This window comes from Actinoplanes regularis (assembly GCF_900188005.1).
In the GTDB taxonomy this organism is placed as follows: Bacteria; Actinomycetota; Actinomycetes; order Mycobacteriales; family Micromonosporaceae; genus Actinoplanes; species Actinoplanes regularis.
On record NZ_FZNR01000029.1, the window covers coordinates 64,320 to 78,871 of the forward strand.

Below are 14,552 nucleotides of genomic sequence, written 5' to 3' on the forward strand. Positions count from 1 at the left end.
CTGTCCTTCTCCACCTGTCGTCAGTGGGCCTGGCAGCTGACCCGCAGCGCGGAGACGCCGAGGTGGTCGCCGTCGCGGCCGCTGCCGAAGTCGATACCCCGGGTCACCATCTGGATGGACAGCTCGCCGGTGGTCACGCCGTACGAACCGGCGTCGACCCAGCGCCCCTGGTTCGCGGACTGGTTGACGTCGAACTGGCCGATCACGTCGCCGTCGGTGTCGGTGCCGGCGCGCACCAGGTAGTGCGCCGGTTTACCGGCGGCGTCCTTCGGGTTGCCGGTGTCGGGGACGTAGACGCCGACCGAGCAGTCACCGGACCGGACGGCTCCCGTGCGGAACCACCACACGATGACGTTGTCCGGGTCGTCCCGGGTGGTCGAGCCGCTCATCGGCACGGCCACGACCCGCCCGCCGCAGCCGTCCGAGCGCCACCCGCCGCTGGACCGGGTGTACCAGTCGCTGTGAAAGCCGCTGATGCGAGTGCCCTGCTCGCTGCTCTCGGGACAACTCTCGCCGGCGACCGCCGTGAACGCGGCGGCGCGGGGTGACGAGGTCGTACGGGTGGACGTGGATCGCACCGGAATCCTGCTCGGTGAAGGAGCCGGCTCCCCACCGCCGACGGTGGCGGACGGCGATGTGCCAGGGTCGCTGGGTTGCGCCGATGCCACGCCGGCGGGCGTCGTGGGGTCGGTGAGCGCCTGGTCGATCGCGGGGCCGGGCTGGTTGGCGGTGTGCTCCGCCGTCCGGCCGTCGCCGGGTCCGAGGACCACCAGGGCCAGGCCGGCGACGACCACAGCCGCGGTGGCCGTGCCGGCGGCGAGGACGGTGATCCGGCGCCGGGAGCGGTCGTTTCCGCGTCGGCCCGTGATCCGGCCGGAGGCCGGCGGATCCGGTGCACCGCCGACGGACCTGGACCCGGTCGTCGCGACCAGCCCGGCCCAGCCGCGCGGGGCCCGCCTTTCGGGGGCGCGCCGGCGGACAGCGTGCCGGGCCGTCGTCGGCGGGGTCAGCACGAACAACGGACGTACCAGCGTGACCTCGGCCGACGGCTGCTCCTGCCCGCCGTCGCCGCTGTCGTGCGTCAGGCCGGCCATTCGCCGCCCGAACTGTTGATCATGGTCGCGAATGCTACGGGCGCGGCATCGACCCCGCCAGACTCCGGCGTACGCGGGATCTTGCGTGTTAGAGGTCAAACTGCCGAGCGAGTTGACCGATGGTGATCGTGTTGATCGGTCGTGTTGCGTCCTGTCAGAACATGTTCCAGCGGGCCTGGCCGAGCGTTGGAGCTCGATCCGCTCGCTGACGGCTGTACTGGGCTTATTCCACCGAATGGTCATGTCGATCTCGGTCCATCGGTCACATCAAGATCATCCGAAAGGGCGGTCGTTCCCGAAACGGGCCGGGGCTAGTCTCGGCGGATCATCGATAGAGGACGGTCAAGCTCATGCCAGAGGATGACCAGGAGCTGTCCACCAGCACGCTGCGCGTCGGTGGATGGGTTCCGCCGGTCAGCGCCACGGATCCGGCGACGAAGGATCCCGTGACCGATTCCGCACAGCCCGCTCTCGCGCCCAGGGAGGCGCTCGGTCAGTGGGCCGTCAGCCGGCTGGGTACGCGAGCCGCGCGGCGCCGGGCGTTGGCCCTGGCGCAGCGGAGAGGTGTGGTCGCCGGTGCCGCGGCCGTGACCGCCGTCCTCGGGGTGGCCGGCCTGCTGGTCACCGTCACCTCCCGATCCGAATCCCCGGCGGTGGCCCAGGGGTCGCTGACCGAGCTGCCCGCCACGGACGCTCCGCCGCCCGCGACCCCCGCCGCCCCCTCGCCGTCCCCGTCCCAGAGCTCGGCCTCGCACGCCGGCGCTTCCCGGTCGCCGGCATCGCGACCCTCGCCCACCCGGAACACCGGGACCGCGCGACCCGCGCCGTTCCAGGAGTACTTCGAGGCGGAGTCCCATGACAACGTGATCGCGGGCAAGGCCCGGTCGATGCCGCGTGACGACGCCTCCGGCGGCTACCTCGTGCGGTTCGTCGGCGACGGTGAGGACAACTTCCTGCGCTTCACGGGGCTGACGGTTCCCGGCTCCGACACCTACAACGTCCAGATCCGGTACATCTCGGGTGAGCCGCGACAGGCGACCGTACTGGTCAACGGTCGTCTCTTCCTGGAGAACCTCACCTTCCCCGCCACCGTCGACTGGTACACCGTGGGCGTCCTGACCCTGCGGATCCCGTTGAAGGACGGGGCGAACACCATCGAGTTGCGTAACGACCACGAGGACGCGCCAGACTTCGACCGCATCGACGTGGCACGTTGAAGATCTCCAGGTAGCCGCGGTTACCGGGCCCGCGCCAGGGTGCCGGCCGGCCCGGACGGCGCTACTTTTGTACGCAATGGTGGCGTCCGGGGGACGGGGTTGCGATGACCGAGCGCAAGCCGATCGGGATGAGTTTCGAGTCATGGGTGGAGCAGCAGATCGGCGACGCCGTGGACCGCGGCGACTTCGACGGCCTGCCCGGCGTCGGTAAGGCACTGCCGCCCACCGGCGACGACGAGGACTGGTGGTTCCGCGACTACCTGCGACGCCAGGAAGTGACAGCGGACGTCTCGCTTCCGCTGCCGTTACGGCTGCGCAAGGAGGCCGACGAGATCGACGACGCCGTCCGGGCGCTGACGGCCGAGGACCGGGTCCGCGCTGTGGTCGACGACCTCAACCAGCGTGTCGAACAGTCGTGGCGACTCCCCGCCGACGGCGCCCTGATCGCTCGGCGACTGGACGCCGAGGCGGTCGTAGCCCGCTGGCAGGCGTCCCGCCCGGGATCGGAACCGGTCGAGGCCGAACCTTCCGCGGACGCGCGCCACACCACACCGAGTCAGCGATCCGCCTGGTGGAACCGCTTCACCCAGCGCCGGCACGCCGCCGGCTGACCCCGACGCCAAGGCCGCTTTCGCTATCCGGCCGATTGGTCCTGCAAGAGGGCCTGGTGGTTGTTCCACAGCCAGTTCAGGTACCGCCTCAGATCATTCGGCGTGGCGACCCAGCCCTTGTCCAGGTACGCGAGGATGCGTTTTGTCTCGCCCGGAATCAGGTCGTAGGAAGTCGCCCCGGTTTCCGGCACGGGCACGTCCGGAGCAACGGCCACCGGGACGGGGATCAGGGGTATACGAATGCCGTTCCGGTCGAGTTCCCGTAGGACGGTCAGAAAAACCCGCGGCAAGTGATAGGCGGAAACGGTGACCGCGAGGCTGCCGATCCCGTACTCCCGGATCTGCCGCACGATCCACGCCGCCTGCAAACCGGTGTTGGGCGCGGTTTCCCGCTGGACGAGCACCCCGTCGACTCGGCGCAGGCCCAGGCCCCGCAGGTAGTCGAGGGTGACGTCGACATAGGTCTGCTCGGCCGGGTTGCCGTTCGCCACCAGGAGGTGACGCAGCCGCGGATTCGTCTCCCACCGCTGAATCGCCTCGGTCAGGCGCCATTCCTCACCCTGGCCGACCGGAATGGCGAGGGCCTCGACGCGGCCGGCCGCCGAATGCGGCAGTGACAGGATCGTCGTCACCGAGGTCACCACGTCCAGAAGCCGGTCCGGCGGCAGGCCGACCAGTTCCTCGGTGCCGAGGATCCGTGGGGTCGCGATGTCGAACTTCACCGAGTGGCTCACTCTCCGGCTTCGGATGGGTGGAGCGGCCCAGCGTAACGCCCGCGACGGGTGTCGTTCTCAGATGAAGGGGCTCATCCGGGATCCGACAGTGGATAACTAAGGGGTCGTCGGGGTGCCGGGATTTCGCTACGTTACCGGACGTATTGACGTGCGTGCACCTCTTTAGGGAATTCTCCGCGGGTCCGACAGGAAGGGGAACGGCATGGAAATCGGCCTCGACATACGGTCTGCCGAACTGCTCCAGCGCCGCATCGAGGAAGCCGTCCAGGGATCGGGCCCCGTGCTGCGCCCCGTGCTGCTGCCGGTACTGCGCCGCCCGGCCAAGCGGCTACGCCCGGCCCTGCTGCTCGCCATGGCCGGTGAGCGCCGCGACCGGGCCGCGATCAGCTGCGCGGCCGCGGTGGAACTGCTGCACATCAGCTCCCTGGTCCACGACGATCTGATGGACGAGGCACCGCAGCGGGGCGGGGTTCGCTCGGTGCACGTCACCCATGGCGCGGGCATGGCGATCGTGGCCGGAGACCTGCTCGTGGCGGAGTCGATCGCGGCCCTCGGCGAGGTGGATCCACGTTGTGCCACCGACGGCCTGCGGGCATACGCGGAGATGTGCCGCGGACAGGCCGGCGAGGTCGACGCGCAGGGCCGGTTCATCGACGTGGACGAGCACCTGGAGATCCTGTCCGGCAAGACCGCCGCACTGCTGAGCGCCGCCTGCTCGATCGGCGCTGTGCTGGCCGGCGACCCGGCCGGCCCGGCCGCCCGCTTCGGCCGCTCCCTCGGCATGCTCTTCCAGATCGTCGACGACCTGATCGACCTGTGCGCCACCGCGGCGGAGGCCGGCAAACCGGTCGGCCAGGACCTGGCCAACGGGGTTTACACGCTGCCGGCCCTGCTCGCCGCGCGCCGCTACGGCACCGCGTTCACCGAGGCGCTCGACAGCGGGGAACTCGACGCGGCGCGTGACCTGGCCCGTGAGGGCGGAATCCTCACCGAGGTCCTCCGGTACGCACGGGGCTACGCGACGGCTGCCGAGGAGAGCCTGTGCGAGTTGCCCGCCCGGCCGGGGCTCGCCGTACTCCCTGGTGAACTGTTTGAACGAGCCACCATGCTGTGCACCTCCGTCCAGCGGGCTACCGTTCCGGCGGTCCGCTGACCACGGCGGTCACCACCAGGCCGCGGGCGACCAGAAAGGACCCGCGCAGTTCGGTGAGCGGTGGCGAGCCGTCCAGCCGGTCACCGGCGATCAGCAGGTGCGCGGTGAACGTCCGGGCGACCGGATCGATCTCCAGGCACGCGTCCTCGAAGCCGAGCCACCGCCGGGTCAGCGGGAACCAGGCCTTGTAGACCGACTCCTTCGCGCTGAACAACAGCCGGTCCCAGTGTGTCGCCGGGTCCCTCGCGGTGACCCGGCGCAGGGTCTCGGCGTCCCCGGGAGCGACGACCGAGTCCAGCACGCCCTCCGGCAGCGGCGCGTGCGGTTCGGCGTCGATCCCCACCGACGACACGTCCGTGGCCCGCGCGACCGCCGCGGCCCGGTACCCGGTGCAGTGCGTCAGGCTGCCGACCACACCGGCCGGCCACACCGGCTCCCGTTTCGGGCCCGGCCGGATCGGTGCGGGCGGCAGGCCGAGCAGACCCAGCGCCTGCCGGGCGCAACGCCGGGTGGTGATGAACTCCCGGCGCCGGCCCTCGACCGCCAAGGCGATCAGGTCGGCCTCGCCCGGGTACGGCGGCTCGTCGGGTACGTCGCCGTACGCCTGCACGGCCCGTACCGCCGGCGGCAGCAGCTTGTCGATCATCGGGAGCCGCCCAGGATGCGGCGTACCGGTGCGGGGGCCTCCGAGCGGCGTTTCCACTCCCGCGGATAGCCCAGCGAAACCTCCTCGAAGGGCACACCGTCGTAGGCCGTCGAGCGCGGGATGTGCAGGTGGCCGTAGACCACGGTGACCGCCCGGAACCGGGTGTGCCAGTCCGCCGTCCGCTCGGTGCCGCACCACTGGGCGAACTCCGGGTACCACAGCACATCGGTCGGCTGCCGCACCAGCGGCCAGTGACTGATCAGGACGGTGGGCAACGCCGGGTCGATCGCGGCCAGCCGGGCCTCGGTCTCGGCGACGCGCGCCCAGCACCAGGATTCCCGGTTCGGGTACGGGTCGGGGTGCAGCAGCGACTCGTCCGTGCACACCACCCCGGCGTCGTACGCCAGCCGCAGCGACTCCTCCTTGGTGTCCGCGCCGGCGACCCGGAACGAGTAGTCGTAGAGCGCGAAGACCGGTGCCACCACCACGGGGCCGTCCGGTCCCGGCCAGATCGGATACTCGTCCTCGGGCGTATCCACCCCGAGCTCACGACACATCCGTACGAGAGCCTCGTAGCGCTCCACCCCACGCAGCCGTACCGGATCGCCCGGATGGGTCCACAGCTCGTGATTGCCCGGCGCCCAGACCACCCGGCGGAATCGGCCGCGCAGCAGGCGGAGCGTCGCCTCGACGTCGGCGAACTTCTCGCCGACGTCTCCGGCCACGATCAGCCAGTCGTCGTCGGACTCCGGCCGGATCGCCTCGGCGATCCGGCGGTTCTCCTCATAGGCCACGTGCAGATCGCTGACGGCGAAAAGTGAGGCTGGCACACCGGAATTGTTCCACCGTCGATCTCCCGCCGTCCCGGGGGCGTCCGGGCCGATAGGGGTTGTCGCCCGGTCCGGGCCGTTGCGACAGTCGGACCGCTGATACGGACATCGACGGTACGGGGGCCGGCATGACAACCGTGACGGAGAACGACCGCGAGACGTGGCAGGCGATGGCGCTGTCGGCGGTGCGCCGGGTGGGCCGCGCACCCGACGACGCGCAACCGGTGGACGTCGAGAACCTTCTCGCCACCACCACCTATGACGGCCTCACCGTGCGACCGCTCTACGGCCCGGAGACCGAGGTGCCGCCGCCGGCTCCCGGCATGCGCACCGGCGGCCGGCCCTGGCGGGTGCGGCAGCGCTACCTCGAGCCGGATCCGGCCTCGCTGCGCGAGGACCTGGCCGGTGGAGTCACCGAGGTGTGGCTCTCCGGTCCGGCGCAGGACCTGCTCGACGAGATCGACCCCGGCCGGGTCGGCGTCGTCCTGGACGGGACCGGCCTCGAGCGGCTGCTCGAGGTGGCCCGCCGGCACGGCGTACCCGCGACCGCGCTGACCGGCAACCTGGGTGCCGACCCGCTGGCCGAGCGCGCCCGGACCGGCCGGCCGGGCGATCTCGACCGGCTCGTGCGCCTGGCCGCCGCCTGCGTCGCCGGGCTGCCCGGCCTGCGGGCCGTCACCGTGGACGCGACCGCGTACCACGACGCCGGCGGTTCGCACGCCGACGTGCTGGCCTGCTCGATCGCCTCCGGTGTGGAGTACCTGCGGCTGCTCACCGGCGCTGGTCTCGAGGTGTCCGACGCGTTCGGTCAGCTCGAGTTCCGGTACGCCGTCGGCGCCGATCTGTTCGACTCGATCGCGGTGCTGCGTGCCGCTCGCCGGCTCTGGGCCCGGGTGGCGCGCGAGTGCGGTGCGCCCGTCGTCCAGCGCCAGCACGCGGTCACCTCGTCAGCCATGATGACCGTGCTCAGCCCATCGTCGAACATCATGCGCACCACGGTGGCGTGCACCGCCGCCGCGATCGGCGGCGCGGACGCGGTGACCGTGACCCCGTTCGACGCCCTGCTGCCCGAGCGCGGCGAGCCGGGCCGCCGCCTGGCACGCAACGTCCACGCGGTGCTGCGCGAGGAGGCGCATCTGCACCGGGTCGCCGACCCCGCGGCCGGGTCCTGGTACGTCGAGCAGCACACCGCGGACCTGGCCGGGCGAGCCTGGGCGGTGTTCCGCGAGATCGAGGGAGCCGGCGGGATGAGTGCCGCCGTCGACAGTGGGCTGGTGGCCGGCCGGCTGGCGGCGACCCGAGGGCGGCGGGCCGCGGACCTGGCCCGGCGGCGGCCGCCGATCGTGGGCGTCAGCCGGTACGCCGAGCCCGGTCCGGTGACGCTTCCCGACTCCGGTCCCGGTCTGTTCCGGGGCGCCGAGATCTTCGAGCGGCTGCGTGCGCGTACCGCCGGTGCCCGGCCCGCGGTACTCCTGGTCGGGCTCGGCCGGCCGGCCGCCCGGACCGCCCGCGTCGACTTCGCCACCGACCTGTTCGCGGTGGCCGGCATCGAGACACCGGTCTGCGACGGGCGCCCGGAGGAGGTCGCCGCGGCGCTGACCGCCGCCGGCACCCGGGTCGCCTGCCTGTGCGGGCCGGACGAGGCGTACGCCGACGCCGAGAGGTACGCCCGGGCGCTCACCGACGCCGGTGCCGCCGGCGTGTGGCTGGCCGGCCGCCCGGCCGGGCCTGCCGGTGTCACCGGATATCTGTTCGACGGGTGCGACGTCGTCGACGTGCTCGAGAGGGCCCTGAAGGAGCTGGACATCCCATGAACATCCCGGATTTCTCCGGCGTCGAGCTGGGCACCCCGGTCACCGTGGCCGAGGAGCCGGGCCGGCCGTGGCGCACCGCCGAGGGCCTCGACGTGCGACCCCGGTACGACCTCGCCGACCTCACCGGACTCGACCTCGGCACCCTGCCCGGCCTGCCGCCCTATCTGCGTGGCCCCTACCCGGCGATGTACGCGACCCAGCCGTGGACCGTCCGGCAGTATGCCGGGTTCTCCACCGCCGAGGAGTCGAACGCGTTCTACCGCCGTAACCTGGCCGCCGGGCAGACCGGCCTGTCGGTCGCGTTCGACCTGGCCACCCACCGTGGCTACGACTCCGACCATCCGCGGGTCGCCGGGGACGTCGGGATGGCCGGGGTGGCGGTCGACTCGATCCTGGACATGCGGACCCTGTTCGCCGGCATCCCGCTGGACCGGACCAGCGTCTCGATGACCATGAACGGTGCCGTGCTGCCGATCCTCGCGCTCTACATCGTCGCGGCGCGGGAGCAGGGGGTGTCTCCCGATCGGCTGTCCGGCACGATCCAGAACGACATCCTCAAGGAGTTCATGGTCCGCAACACGTACATCTACCCGCCGGCGCCGTCGATGCGGATCGTCGCGGACGTGCTCGCCTACACCGCGGCGCACATGCCGAAGTTCAACTCCATCTCGATCTCCGGCTATCACATGCAGGAGGCCGGAGCGACCGCCGACCTGGAACTGGCGTACACGCTGGCCGACGGCGTCGAATACCTGGAGGCCGGCCTGCGGACCGGGCTGGCGGTGGACGACTTCGCGCCACGGCTGTCGTTCTTCTGGGGTGTCGGGATGAACTTCTTCACCGAGATCGCCAAGCTGCGGGCCGGGCGGCTGCTCTGGTCCGAACTGGTCAGCGGCTTCGGCGCGCGGAACCCGAAATCTCTGGCGCTGCGCGCACACTGCCAGACCTCCGGCTGGTCGCTGACCGCGCAGGACGTCTACAACAACGTCGTCCGTACGTGCGTCGAGGCGATGGCCGCGGTCCAGGGCCACACCCAGTCGCTGCACACCAACGCTCTCGACGAGGCGCTCGCGCTGCCCACCGAGTCCTCCGCCCGGATCGCCCGCAACACCCAGCTGTTGCTGCGGCACGAGACCGGCAGCACCCGGGTGATCGACCCGTGGGGTGGCAGCGCGTACGTCGAGCGCCTCACCCACGAACTGGCCGCCCGCGCCCGCGAGCACCTCGCCGAGATCCGCGCCGCGGGCGGGATGGCCGAGGCGATCGCGGCCGGGATCCCGAAGCGGCGGATCGAGGAGGCGGCCGCCCGTACCCAGGCCCGGATCGACTCCGGGCGGCAGCGGATCGTCGGGGTCAACATCTTCCCGCCGGTCGCCGACGAACCGCCCGAGGTGCGCAAGGTGGACAACACCGCCGTGCGGCAGCGGCAGATCGAGCGGCTGCGGGAACTGCGCCGGGGCCGCGACGAGCGGGCGTGCCGCGTGACGCTGGCCGCTCTCACGGCGGCGGCCCGCGACTCCGGCGGCGCCAACCTGCTGGCCGGTTGCGTCGAGGCGGCCCGGGCCGGCGCCACCGTCGGGGAGATGTCGGCGGCCCTGGAGGCCGCGTTCGGCCGCTACGAGGGTGACGTGCAGACGGTCACCGGCGTCTACCGCGACGAGGCCGGCGAGGACGGCGGCGTCGGAGCGGCCCGGGCCGCGACCGACGCGTTCGCCCAGGCGGAGGGGCGCCGCCCGCGCATCCTGATCGCCAAGATGGGCCAGGACGGCCACGATCGCGGTCAGAAGGTGGTGGCCACCGCGTTCGCCGACCTCGGCTTCGACGTCGACGTCGGTGCGCTGTTCCAGACCCCGGCCGAGGTCGCCGGGCAGGCGGTCGACTCGGATGTGCACGTCGTCGGCGTCAACTCCCTGGCCGGCGGGCACGGCACGCTCGTGCCCGAACTGCGTGCCGAACTGGCCGCGGCGGGCCGGGACGACATCATGATCGTGGTCGGCGGGGTGATCCCACCCGGTGACGTCCCCGTCCTGCGTGCGGCCGGTGTCGCCGAGGTGTTCGGCCCCGGGACCGTCCTGTCCACCGCGGCGGTCCGGGTCCTCGCCGAACTCTCGGCCCGGCTCGGCCATTCCCGGTGAACCACGACGCCGAGACGTACGCCGCCGGGGTACGCGCCGGGCAACGTCACGTGCTGTCCCGGGCGCTCACCCTGATCGAGTCGGTCCGCCCGGCCGACCGCGTGACCGCCCGCCGCCTGCTGGAACTGCTCGGCCCCGGCGGGACGGCACACCGGATCGGGATCAGCGGGGTGCCCGGCGGCGGCAAGTCCACGCTCATCGACACCCTCGGACGGCACCTGATCGCCGCCGGGCACCGGGTGGCCGTGCTCGCGGTCGACCCGTCGTCGCGACGTACCGGCGGCAGCATTCTCGGCGATCGCACCCGGATGGCCGGTCTCGGCGCGCACCGCGAGGCGTTCATCCGGCCGACCCCCAGCTCGGGGGCGCTCGGTGGGGTCGCGGACAGCACCCACGACGTGCTCACCGTGGTCGAGGCCGCCGGCTACGACGTGATCCTCGTGGAGACCGTCGGGGTGGGCCAGTCGGAGACCGCCGTGGCCGACCTTGTCGACACGTTCCTGCTGGTCACGGTCACCGGCACGGGTGACGGACTGCAGGCGATCAAGATGGGTGTGCTGGAGTGGGCCGACGTCGTCGCGGTGACCAAGGCCGACGGCGCCAATGTGACGGCCGCCCGGTCGGTGGCGCGTGAGCTGGGCTCGGCGCTGCGGCTGGCGCACCGTGGCTCCGGCGACCCGCCACCCGCCGTCCTGACCTGCAGCGCCACCGAACCCGCCGGTATCGCCGAGCTGTGGGCGGCGCTGCGCGAACACCACGAGCGCGGCCTGGCCTCCGGCACGCTGGAGGCGCGCCGCCGCCATCGGCGGGTGGTCCGGCTGCGTGCCGGTGTCCGCGACGCGCTGTTGCGGCCACTGGCCGCGGACCCCGAGGTGGCGGCCGTCGAGGACGAGGTGCGACGCGGTACCCGTACCCCCGAGGAGGGTGCCGATCTGATCGTCGCCGCCGTCCGGCGGCGCATGAGGGAGTGACCAATGAAGATCACCGGCATCGACCACGTCGGTATCGCCGTGCCCGACCTCGAGGAGGCGCTCGCCTTCTACGACCGGGTGTTCGGCATGAAGTGCGTGCACGTCGAGACCAATGAGAGCCAGGGCGTCCGCGAGGCCATGCTGCAGGTCGGCGACGACCCGGCGGGACCTCGCCTGCAACTGCTCGCGCCGCTGACCCCCGACTCACCCATCGCGAAGTTCCTCGGCAAGCGGGGGCCGGGGATCCAGCAGATCGCGTACGCCGTCGAGGACGTGCGGGCCACCGCGGCCGCCCTGGCCGAACGCGGGGTACGGACGCTCTACCCCGAGCCGCGCACCGGAACCGCCGGCTCCCTGGTCAACTTCGTGCACCCGAGGGACGCCGGCGGTGTGCTGGTCGAACTGGTGGAGCCGGTCAGCGCTCGGTGACCGGGCCGTACAGCTCCGGGCGGCGATCCGCCAGATAGGTGGTCGCCGCCCGGGCGGCCGCGATCACCTTCGGGTCGATCTCGGCGAACAGCAGCTCCTCACGCGGCTCCTCGACGCGGACGAGACCGGTGTCCGGAGCCGCGACCGTGGTCAGCCCGCAGAACCGAACGCCCTCGTTGCGGCCGATCCAGTTCGTGTAGGCGACGTACAGCTGGCTCTCGAACGCTCGCGCCGGCACCAGCACCCGGGCCACGAACTCCCACGGCGTCATCAGCGCGGTGGGCACCACCAGCAACTCGGTGCCGGCCAGCGCGTGCGCCCGGACCATCTCCGGGAACTCCACGTCGTAGCAGATCAGCAGGCCGACCCTCAGCTCACCGAGGGTGGCCTGCACGACGCCGTCCGAGCCGGGGACGAACTGCGGTTCGGCCGGACGGTACAGGTGCGCCTTGCGATAGGAGACGAGAGCTTCCCCGGTACGGTCGATCAGGCGCACGGAGTTGTGCAGTCCGGTCGAGGCGGTCTCCGGCCAGCCGTACACGATGGCCAGTCCGTGCTCGCGCGCGATGCGTGCCACCGCCGCCCCGGCCGCTCCGCCGGCGACCTCGGCCAGCACGTCGCGGCGCAGCGGATAGCCGCCGACCGACATCTCCGGGGTGACCAGCAGCTCGGCACCGCCCGCGGCGGCCCGGGCGGCCACCGCGCCGAGCCGCTCGAGGAACCGGTCCACCCCCGGCATGCAGGCGGCCTGCCAGCAGGCGATCCGCATCATGCCGCCTCGGCCGCGAGCCGTTGCAGGCGGACCTTGTCGACCTTGCCGTTGCGGTTCAGCGGGAAGCTGTCCAGCACCGTGACCCGGTTCGGCTGCTCGTACACCGGCAGCAGTTCCTGCAGCACGGTCCGCCAGTGCCCGGCGTCGCGGCCGGTCTCGTCCTCGACGAAGAACACGAGCAGGGAGCCCGCCTTCTCGTCCGGCACCGGCACCACCCGGGCCCGCAGGCCGGCCTCGCCGACCCGGCGCTCGATCAGATCCGGATAGAGCGTGTAGCCCATCCGGTGCACGGCATGCTTGCGGCCCAGCACGTACAGGTTGCCGTCGGCGTCGATCCGGCCCAGGTCGCCGGTCCGGGCCCAGCCGGCCGCGGCGGCCTCCAGGACACCGTTCTCGCCGAGGTGGCCGGTCAGCCCGTCCGGGGTGTCGATCTCGATCTCGCCGGTCGTGCCGGCCGGCTGCTCGACGCCGTGGTCGTCGACGATCCGGGCGCGCAGGCCGGGCATCACCCGGCCGCAGGCGACCGGGTTGTCGATCGTGGCGAACGAGACGTTGCCCAGTTCGGTGCTGCCGTAGCTGTCCAGCAGCGGCATCCCGAACTCGGCCTGGTACTCGTCGACCAGGGCCTGGTCCAGCGGGGCGGCGCCGACGCAGAACATCCGGGCGGCCCGCAGACCGTCGCGCAGCGTGGCCCGCCGCCGAGCCAGCCCCAGCATGCTGCGGTAACTGGCCGGGGTGGCGTCGATGACCGTGGCCCGGGTGCCGGCGGCCATCCGCAGGGACTGGTCCAGCCGGCGGTACGGCGCGATCACCAGCGAGCAGCGCACCAGCCAGGCGATCAGGACCATGGACAGGCCGTACTGGTGGGCGAAGGGCAGCAGCGGCAGCAGCACGTCGTCCGGCCGGTGGCCGATCTGCGCGGCGTTGCGCTCCAGGTTGCGCAGGAACGAGCCGCCGGACTTCACCACGCACTTCGGAGTGCCGGTCGAGCCCGAGGTTCGCATGATGAGACCGTCCGGCCTCGCCGCCCAGTCGTCGAAGCAGAGCTCGTCGCGGGTCACCGGGCGGCCCGACGCCTCGACCAGCAGCTCGTAGAGCCGTACCGGGAGCAGGTCGTCGTCCACCGCCGCGTCCTCGTCGGCAAGCACCAGCTTGGCGCCGCTGAGCGTGGCGACCGCGCTGGTGTCGGCGACGTGCTCCTGCTGATCGGAGAGCACGACGGACGCGCCCAGGTCCATCAGTGCGAACAGTGTCTTGAGATATCCGGTCGAATTATCGCCTTTCAGAATCACCCGGGTGCCGAGCGTTACTCCGCGCTCACGGAGAACGTCGGCGACGCGCAGGGAGTCCCGTTCGAACTCGGCACGGGTCTGCACGCTGTCAGCGGCGAATACGGTCGGCTCCACTGATCCTCCTCGCGTTTGCTGAACACGCTAGGGATCGCGCGGGCCGGGCCACACCCTTGCCTGCCCCTATCCCGCCGAGTCCTATTCGCCGTGGAATCCCAGCAACTCGTCATGTATCAGATTTGCCAGGCTCATACCGAAACGGCGGTGATCGGTCCGCGGCGGGAGGTATTCCTCGACGCAGCCCGACGTCGTGTACGCGGGCCAGCCGCTGCCGGCCGCCTCGCGCCCGGCGGCCACCGCCACGATCCGGCCGCGCAGGGGCGGATCCCCGGCGGTGGCCGGTGGGGCGTTGCGCTCCATCACGAACAGTGCGGCGACGCGTACGCCGGTCTCGCGCTCCAGCCGACCGGCGACCTGGAAGGCCAGGTAGGCCCCGGTGCGGTGGCCGAGAAGCGCGATCGGCCGGTCGGTCCAGCCGGACAGCGCCTCGAAACACCGGCTCGCGAGTTCCTCGGCGTTCAGGGTCCACGCCGAACTCGGGGCCGCCTCCTGGTAGCGCACAGCGAGAACCTCGACGGTCGGCAGCAGCAGGTCGGCCAGCGCCAGATAGCCGGCCGGTGAGTCCCGGGTGCTCGGAAAGCAGATCAGCCGGAACGGGGATCGGTGGTCGGCGGTCGTCACGCGCAGTAGCTCGACGTCGTTCGGCTGGGTCTGGTTCACATGTTTTCCTTCGCGTCGGAAGTATCTGGCCCTCATTCTTCCGATCGTTCGCGATTTTCCTACAGGTTCCTTACATA

General features: G+C 71.9%; 14 protein-coding genes. 7 read left to right on the forward strand and 7 right to left on the reverse strand.

Annotation, left to right across the window (positions count from 1 at the left end; all coding sequences use genetic code 11):
- Positions 1–20 precede the first annotated feature (20 nt).
- A complete protein-coding gene (locus tag CHC09_RS40530; RefSeq protein ID WP_089298581.1) occupies positions 21–1,094 on the reverse strand; it encodes a hypothetical protein in 1,074 nt (357 codons plus the stop codon).
- Between the two features lie 350 nt (positions 1,095–1,444).
- Between CHC09_RS40530 and CHC09_RS40535 the strand changes: the two genes are divergently transcribed.
- Both CHC09_RS40535 and CHC09_RS40540 read left to right on the forward strand, forming a co-directional pair.
- Positions 1,445–2,311 (forward strand): carbohydrate-binding protein, encoded by an 867-nt coding sequence (locus CHC09_RS40535; protein ID WP_089298582.1) that lies wholly within the window; start codon positions 1,445–1,447, stop codon positions 2,309–2,311.
- Between the two features lie 104 nt (positions 2,312–2,415).
- Complete coding sequence (locus CHC09_RS40540) at positions 2,416–2,922, forward strand: DnaJ family domain-containing protein (protein ID WP_089298583.1); 507 nt, start codon at positions 2,416–2,418, stop codon at positions 2,920–2,922.
- Positions 2,923–2,945: 23 nt separating this feature from the next.
- Here the strand turns inward: CHC09_RS40540 and CHC09_RS40545 are convergent, their stop codons facing one another.
- Positions 2,946–3,644 carry a YdcF family protein gene (locus CHC09_RS40545; RefSeq protein WP_373872015.1) on the reverse strand — a complete coding sequence of 233 codons (699 nt, stop codon included), beginning with the start codon at positions 3,642–3,644 and terminating at the stop codon, positions 2,946–2,948.
- A gap of 214 nt (positions 3,645–3,858) precedes the next feature.
- On the opposite strand from CHC09_RS40545, the gene CHC09_RS40550 reads away from it, so the two are divergent.
- Positions 3,859–4,809 (forward strand): polyprenyl synthetase family protein, encoded by a 951-nt coding sequence (locus CHC09_RS40550; protein WP_089298585.1) that lies wholly within the window; start codon positions 3,859–3,861, stop codon positions 4,807–4,809.
- Here the strand turns inward: CHC09_RS40550 and CHC09_RS40555 are convergent.
- Positions 4,787–5,455, reverse strand: coding sequence for a 4'-phosphopantetheinyl transferase family protein (locus CHC09_RS40555; RefSeq protein WP_089298586.1), 669 nt, complete (start codon positions 5,453–5,455; stop codon positions 4,787–4,789). The genes CHC09_RS40550 and CHC09_RS40555 overlap by 23 nt on opposite strands.
- Positions 5,452–6,285 carry a metallophosphoesterase family protein gene (locus CHC09_RS40560; RefSeq protein WP_089298587.1) on the reverse strand — a complete coding sequence of 278 codons (834 nt, stop codon included), beginning with the start codon at positions 6,283–6,285 and terminating at the stop codon, positions 5,452–5,454. Before CHC09_RS40560 ends, CHC09_RS40555 begins: the two co-directional genes overlap by 4 nt.
- Before the next feature lie 128 nt (positions 6,286–6,413).
- On the opposite strand from CHC09_RS40560, the gene CHC09_RS40565 reads away from it, so the two are divergent.
- The 4 genes from CHC09_RS40565 to mce are packed head-to-tail and all read left to right on the forward strand — an operon-like array spanning position 6,414 to position 11,634.
- Positions 6,414–8,099 carry a methylmalonyl-CoA mutase family protein gene (locus CHC09_RS40565; RefSeq protein WP_089298588.1) on the forward strand — a complete coding sequence of 562 codons (1,686 nt, stop codon included), beginning with the start codon at positions 6,414–6,416 and terminating at the stop codon, positions 8,097–8,099.
- A 44-nt stretch (positions 8,100–8,143) separates the two neighbouring features.
- On the forward strand, positions 8,144–10,234 hold the full coding sequence (gene scpA, locus CHC09_RS40570) for a methylmalonyl-CoA mutase (RefSeq protein ID WP_425320684.1): 2,091 nt from the start codon (positions 8,144–8,146) through the stop codon (positions 10,232–10,234).
- The gene (gene meaB, locus CHC09_RS40575) at positions 10,231–11,205 is read left to right on the forward strand and encodes a methylmalonyl Co-A mutase-associated GTPase MeaB (protein WP_089298590.1); all 975 of its coding nucleotides are present in this window, start codon (positions 10,231–10,233) and stop codon (positions 11,203–11,205) included. The genes scpA and meaB overlap by 4 nt, the downstream gene beginning before the upstream one ends.
- A 3-nt stretch (positions 11,206–11,208) precedes the next feature.
- Positions 11,209–11,634 carry a methylmalonyl-CoA epimerase gene (mce, locus tag CHC09_RS40580; RefSeq protein WP_089298591.1) on the forward strand — a complete coding sequence of 142 codons (426 nt, stop codon included), beginning with the start codon at positions 11,209–11,211 and terminating at the stop codon, positions 11,632–11,634.
- Here mce and CHC09_RS40585 read toward each other — a convergent pair.
- The 3 genes from CHC09_RS40585 to CHC09_RS40595 form a co-directional block, all read right to left on the reverse strand.
- The gene (locus CHC09_RS40585; RefSeq protein ID WP_203833406.1) at positions 11,621–12,406 is read right to left on the reverse strand and encodes a carbon-nitrogen hydrolase family protein; all 786 of its coding nucleotides are present in this window, start codon (positions 12,404–12,406) and stop codon (positions 11,621–11,623) included. The two genes, mce and CHC09_RS40585, sit on opposite strands and share 14 nt — an antisense overlap.
- Entirely contained in the window at positions 12,403–13,812 is a 1,410-nt protein-coding gene (locus CHC09_RS40590) for a class I adenylate-forming enzyme family protein (RefSeq protein WP_089298593.1), read from the reverse strand. The genes CHC09_RS40585 and CHC09_RS40590 overlap by 4 nt, the downstream gene beginning before the upstream one ends.
- A gap of 81 nt (positions 13,813–13,893) precedes the next feature.
- Entirely contained in the window at positions 13,894–14,475 is a 582-nt protein-coding gene (locus CHC09_RS40595) for a thioesterase II family protein (RefSeq protein ID WP_179277491.1), read from the reverse strand.
- Between the last annotated feature and the right edge of the window lie 77 nt (positions 14,476–14,552).

Excerpts from the sequence above, each read along its gene's own strand:
- CHC09_RS40565 (WP_089298588.1), top strand. The coding sequence starts at position 6,414 with ATGACAACCGTGACGGAGAACGACCGCGAGACGTGGCAGGCGATGGCG.
- CHC09_RS40550 (WP_089298585.1), top strand. The coding sequence starts at position 3,859 with ATGGAAATCGGCCTCGACATACGGTCTGCCGAACTGCTCCAGCGCCGC.
- mce (WP_089298591.1), top strand. The coding sequence starts at position 11,209 with ATGAAGATCACCGGCATCGACCACGTCGGTATCGCCGTGCCCGACCTC.
- CHC09_RS40540 (WP_089298583.1), top strand. The coding sequence starts at position 2,416 with ATGACCGAGCGCAAGCCGATCGGGATGAGTTTCGAGTCATGGGTGGAG.
- CHC09_RS40535 (WP_089298582.1), top strand. The coding sequence starts at position 1,445 with ATGCCAGAGGATGACCAGGAGCTGTCCACCAGCACGCTGCGCGTCGGT.
- CHC09_RS40585 (WP_203833406.1), bottom strand. The coding sequence starts at position 12,406 with ATGATGCGGATCGCCTGCTGGCAGGCCGCCTGCATGCCGGGGGTGGAC.
- CHC09_RS40555 (WP_089298586.1), bottom strand. The coding sequence starts at position 5,455 with ATGATCGACAAGCTGCTGCCGCCGGCGGTACGGGCCGTGCAGGCGTAC.
- CHC09_RS40530 (WP_089298581.1), bottom strand. The coding sequence starts at position 1,094 with ATGGCCGGCCTGACGCACGACAGCGGCGACGGCGGGCAGGAGCAGCCG.